This window comes from Polaromonas sp. CF318, assembly GCF_000282655.1.
GTDB lineage: Bacteria > Pseudomonadota > Gammaproteobacteria > Burkholderiales > Burkholderiaceae_C > Polaromonas.
The window spans coordinates 1-4,227 of sequence record NZ_AKIV01000116.1 but is presented as its reverse complement, the minus strand read 5'-3'; the positions used below and the strand labels follow the sequence as shown (position 1 = coordinate 4,227).

Here is a 4,227-nt window from a genome sequence, read left to right as displayed (position 1 = left end):
GCCCCCACGCTTTTCACTGCGTCTTCGACTTCGTGTAATGCGCTGCCCCCCGAGGGGGTGCTGCGCCTGCGGCCCGGCAAAGCCGGTTCCGCGGCCCCTGCTGGTAAAGAGAGTCTGATCAAGGGTTCATCGTCCTATCGTTACCGAGGGGTTCGCAACGTCTCTGCGGCAGAATGGGCGCATGGTTGATTACTACATAGGCCTGATGTCAGGCACCTCGCTCGACGGTGCCGACGGTGTTCTGGTGGCGTTTGAGGGCGATAAGCCGAATGTCCTCGCCGCCGCGACCGAACCCTTCAGCGAGGCCTTCCATGCCGAGCTGCTGGCGCTGAACGCGCCCACTCCCAACGAACTGCACCGCGCCGCCCTGGCCGGCAACCAGATCGCGGCGGTCTACGCGAAGGTCGTCGCCGCGTTGCTGGCCCAGGCCGCGGCGCTAGACATCTCGCCGCTGGACATCAAGGCCATAGGCGCGCACGGCCAGACCGTGCGGCACCAGCCGCAAAGAACATCGAGCGAGCCGGCGGGCGCGGGCTACACCCTTCAGTTGAACAACCCGGCTTTGCTGGCCGAACTCACGGGCATCACCGTTGCCGCGGACTTCCGCAGCCGCGACGTGGCCGCGGGCGGGCAGGGCGCGCCGCTGGTACCGGCTTTTCACCAGGGTGTCTTCGGCCGCGAGGACGCCACGGTCTGCGTGCTCAACCTGGGCGGCATTTCCAACCTCAGCGTGCTGCCCAGAGCGGGTGCCTCGCCGGTGCTGGGATTCGACTGCGGGCCCGGCAATTCGCTGATGGATGCCTGGTGCCGCCGGCATACCGGCCAGACCTACGACGCCGGCGGCGCGTGGGCGGCAAGCGGCACCTTGCTGCCCGCGCTGCTGGAAAGCCTGCTGGACGAACCTTATTTTTCGCTGCCGATTCCCAAAAGCACAGGCCGCGACCTGTTCAGCCAGGCCTGGCTGGCCGGCAAACTCCAGCCTTTTGCCGGCGAGCGGCCCGAGGACGTCCAGAACACCCTGACCGAATTCACCGCCAGGGCCTGCATGCTGGGCGTGAAGGGCTATGGGCAGGGCAGCGAATCGCTGGTCGTGTGCGGCGGCGGCGCCTTCAACCGCCACCTGCTGGCGCGCCTGCAGGCCGGGCTGCCGGCGCTGCGCGTCAGCACCTCCGACCAACACGGCCTGCCGCCGCTGCAGGTCGAGGCCGCGGCTTTCGCCTGGCTGGCGCGGCAACTGGTGCTGGGCAAGCCGGGCAACCTGCCCAGCGTGACGGGCGCGCGCGGCCTGAGGGTGCTGGGCGCGTTGTATCCCGCCTAGCAACTCCCTGATGTTTTAAGGCAAATCCTTGTAGGGCTCGGGCTGCGCCGCATCGCGCGGTCCCACGGTGCTCAACCTGGCTTTCAGCGATTGCGGCCGCCCCGTCAGTAGGGCCGCGTAGTTGGTGGTGTTGGACAGCACTTTTTTCACATAGTCGCGCGTCTCGCTGAAGGGAATACTCTCGGCCCAGATCGCCGCGTCCAGCACCGGGCCGTTGCGCCAGGTGCGCGGCCGGCCGGGGCCGGCGTTGTAGGCGGCCGCGGCCATGGGCATGGAGCCGTTGAAATCGTCCAGCGCGAACTTGAGGTAGGCCGTGCCGATCGCGATGTTGGTGTCGCGGTCATTGAGCTGGTCCTGCGTGAAGCCGTCCAGGCCTATCTTTTTGGCGGTCCAGCGCGCCGTGGCGGGCATGACCTGCATCAGGCCCGAAGCGCCCACACCGGAGCGCGCGTCCATGATGAAACGGCTTTCCTGGCGGATCAGCCCGTAGACATAGGCCGGGTCCAGGTTGATGGACTGGGCGCGCTTGGTCACCGTTTCGCGGAAAGGCATGGGATAGCGCTGTTCAAAATCGATCTCGCCCTTGGTGCGGTCGCTGGTGTTGATGCAGCGGTCCCAGATCTGGCGGTCGCAGGCGAACTGCGCGGCCGCCAGCAAGTCGCGGTCGGCCATGCCGCCGCGCTGGTGCAGGTTGGTGCTGTAGTTCCACTCGCGCGCGCCTTCGGGGCGCAGGCCTATGGCGATGGCGTAGGCGGCGCGGTTCAGGCCCGGATTGAGGCTCGCGGCTTCTTTTTCCTCGGGCGTCAGCGGCGCGGGTTTGGCCGGCACGGTGATTTTCTGGCCGAGTTCTTCCAGCGCGAGCTGCTCGTAAAAACCGCGCACCGACGCGAAGGACTGCAGCAAGGCCAAGGCCTCGGCGCGCTGCGGCGAAATCGTGATGCCGGTGGGAATGGTCTGGACCACGCCGGGTGTGGTGGCCACCACCGCGGGCTTGGGCGGCGCGTCGGGCGGCGCGGTGGCCAGCAGCGCGCGCGCCTTCCAGTAACTCCAGGTCGGGTCCTTGCGCGCGTCCTCGCTCATGGCGTTGACGGCCGCCAGCACCAGCGGCCAGTTGGGCTGGTTGCCGGCGCGCAGCGCGGCCCGCACTTTCCAGCCCAGCATGTCGTCGCTGAGGTCGCTGTCCTTGGTGACTTTCGCGAAATACTCCAGCGCATCGCCGGCCGGGGTCGTGCCCAGGCGCGTGGCGGCCTGCCGGCCTATCACGCCCCAGACCCAGTTGCGCTCTTCGGTATTGAGCTGCATGCCCCATTTGTTTTCAAGCTGGAAGGCCGCGCCCTCGATGTCGCTGATCGCCATCTTGATCAGCGCCAGCGTGATGATCTCGCGCCGCGCCTTGCTCAGCGCGATGTGTTTGCCGGCCAGGAACTTGATGGGACTGGCGTTGAGGTCGTTGACCATGCCCGCGGCGTCGGGGGCAACAATCTGCACGGCGGCTGCCGCCGAGCGTGGGCGATTCGCCTCGGTGGCCAGCCGGGCCTTGACCCAGGCGTCCTGCGGCTTGAGGTTTTTCGTGCCCACCAGCCGTTCGGCGGCCGAGTTGCAGCCGTCGTCGGCCTCGCGCTGCGCATACCAGTTCTTTTTGACCTCCTCGGCCAGGCGCGCATCGGGCGCCGGGTTCTTCAGGTGTTCGACCAGCAGCGCATAGCAGCGCACTTCCTTGTCGTCGTTCATGCGGTAGTTGGGATACTCGGCGGCAAAGCCGGCCCAGTCGCGGCGCTGGCCCAGCAGCAGCAGCCAGTCGTTGCGCAGCCGGTCTTCCTGGTAAGTGCCGGCGTAGCGGCTCAAAAAGTCCTGCACCTCCTGCGCGCCGGCTTCGCCCAGGCGCAGCTTGAGATCCCAGTAGGCGGCCCAGGGCTCCAGCGTGTGGCCCCTGGCCTGCGGCAGCAGCTGCGCAAGCCGGCCCCTGTCGCCGCGCTTGAAGGCCTTGTTCATCTCGATGATCACGTTGTCGGCCGCGCTGGCGGGCGCCTGGGCCGCGGCCGGGGCAAGCAGTGCGAAGCAGGCCATCGCGCCTAAAACCGGCGCCAGGGCCGCCGTCCGCAGAGGACTGGTAAGAAATTTGTATAGCATCTGGGACATTATGGACAAATTAAGCACTCGCAAAGCGCTGGTTGAAGCCCGTTTGAACATGCCTGACCGCCTGCAGCGGGCCGACCTGCTGCAACGTGTGATGCGCATCTGGCTGGTCGGTTCCACCCATGAGGTGATTGGTGCCTACTGGCCCATCAAGGGAGAGTTCGACCCGCTGCCCGCGCTGTACCGCTGGCAGGAAGACGCGATCCTGAGCCGGGAGTCTTCGTCAAACCCGGCGCTGGCCGAGGTGGAAACTGCGCAGCTTGCTACCGAAAGCATAGCGGCACGCTCGCCCCGCAAGATCGGCCTGCCGGTGGTCAACAAGAAGCACAAGACCTTGACTTTCCACGCCTGGTACCCCGGCTGCCCCATGGAGGAAGACGCCTACGGCATCCCGAAACCAAAAGATACAGAGGTGATTATTCCCACCCTGCTGTTCGTGCCCTGCGTAGGCTATGGGCCGGGCGGCTACCGGCTGGGTTATGGCGGCGGGTTTTACGACCGGACGCTTGCGACCTTGCAGCCGCGGCCGTTTACGGTGGGGTTGGGGTATGCGCAGGGCTGGCTGCCGGACATGGAGCCGGAGCCGCACGATATCCCGCTGGATGCCATCCTTAATGACAAAGGGGTGGTTTGGCCGGTTTGATTTTTTGACGCCTGTCGGGGCTTGGCTTGTTCCGGCGGAGTGTTCTCTGTTGAGGACTGCTGGCCGGGGGTTGCCCGGCGGCAACTCACTTTTCTTTGCTTCGCCAAAGAAAAGTAAGCAAAAGAAAGGC

The 4,227-nt window shown here is 66.3% G+C and carries 3 protein-coding genes; 2 read left to right on the top strand and 1 reads right to left on the bottom strand.

Annotated features, from left to right (window positions below):
* Positions 1 to 181: 181 nt before the first annotated feature.
* Positions 182 to 1,318: an anhydro-N-acetylmuramic acid kinase gene (locus PMI15_RS19415; protein WP_007873351.1), complete on the top strand. Its 1,137-nt coding sequence runs from the start codon at positions 182 to 184 to the stop codon at positions 1,316 to 1,318.
* A 15-nt stretch (positions 1,319 to 1,333) separates the two neighbouring features.
* On the opposite strand, the gene PMI15_RS19410 is transcribed toward PMI15_RS19415, so the two are convergent.
* The gene (locus tag PMI15_RS19410) at positions 1,334 to 3,448 is read right to left on the bottom strand and encodes a transglycosylase SLT domain-containing protein (RefSeq protein ID WP_036840130.1); all 2,115 of its coding nucleotides are present in this window, start codon (positions 3,446 to 3,448) and stop codon (positions 1,334 to 1,336) included.
* Between the two features lie 10 nt (positions 3,449 to 3,458).
* On the opposite strand from PMI15_RS19410, the gene PMI15_RS19405 reads away from it, so the two are divergent.
* The gene (locus PMI15_RS19405) at positions 3,459 to 4,097 is read left to right on the top strand and encodes a 5-formyltetrahydrofolate cyclo-ligase (protein ID WP_007873345.1); all 639 of its coding nucleotides are present in this window, start codon (positions 3,459 to 3,461) and stop codon (positions 4,095 to 4,097) included.
* Positions 4,098 to 4,227 lie beyond the last annotated feature (130 nt).

Excerpts from the sequence above, each read along its gene's own strand:
- PMI15_RS19415 (WP_007873351.1), top strand. The coding sequence starts at position 182 with ATGGTTGATTACTACATAGGCCTGATGTCAGGCACCTCGCTCGACGGT.
- PMI15_RS19410 (WP_036840130.1), bottom strand. The coding sequence starts at position 3,448 with ATGCTATACAAATTTCTTACCAGTCCTCTGCGGACGGCGGCCCTGGCG.
- PMI15_RS19405 (WP_007873345.1), top strand. The coding sequence starts at position 3,459 with ATGGACAAATTAAGCACTCGCAAAGCGCTGGTTGAAGCCCGTTTGAAC.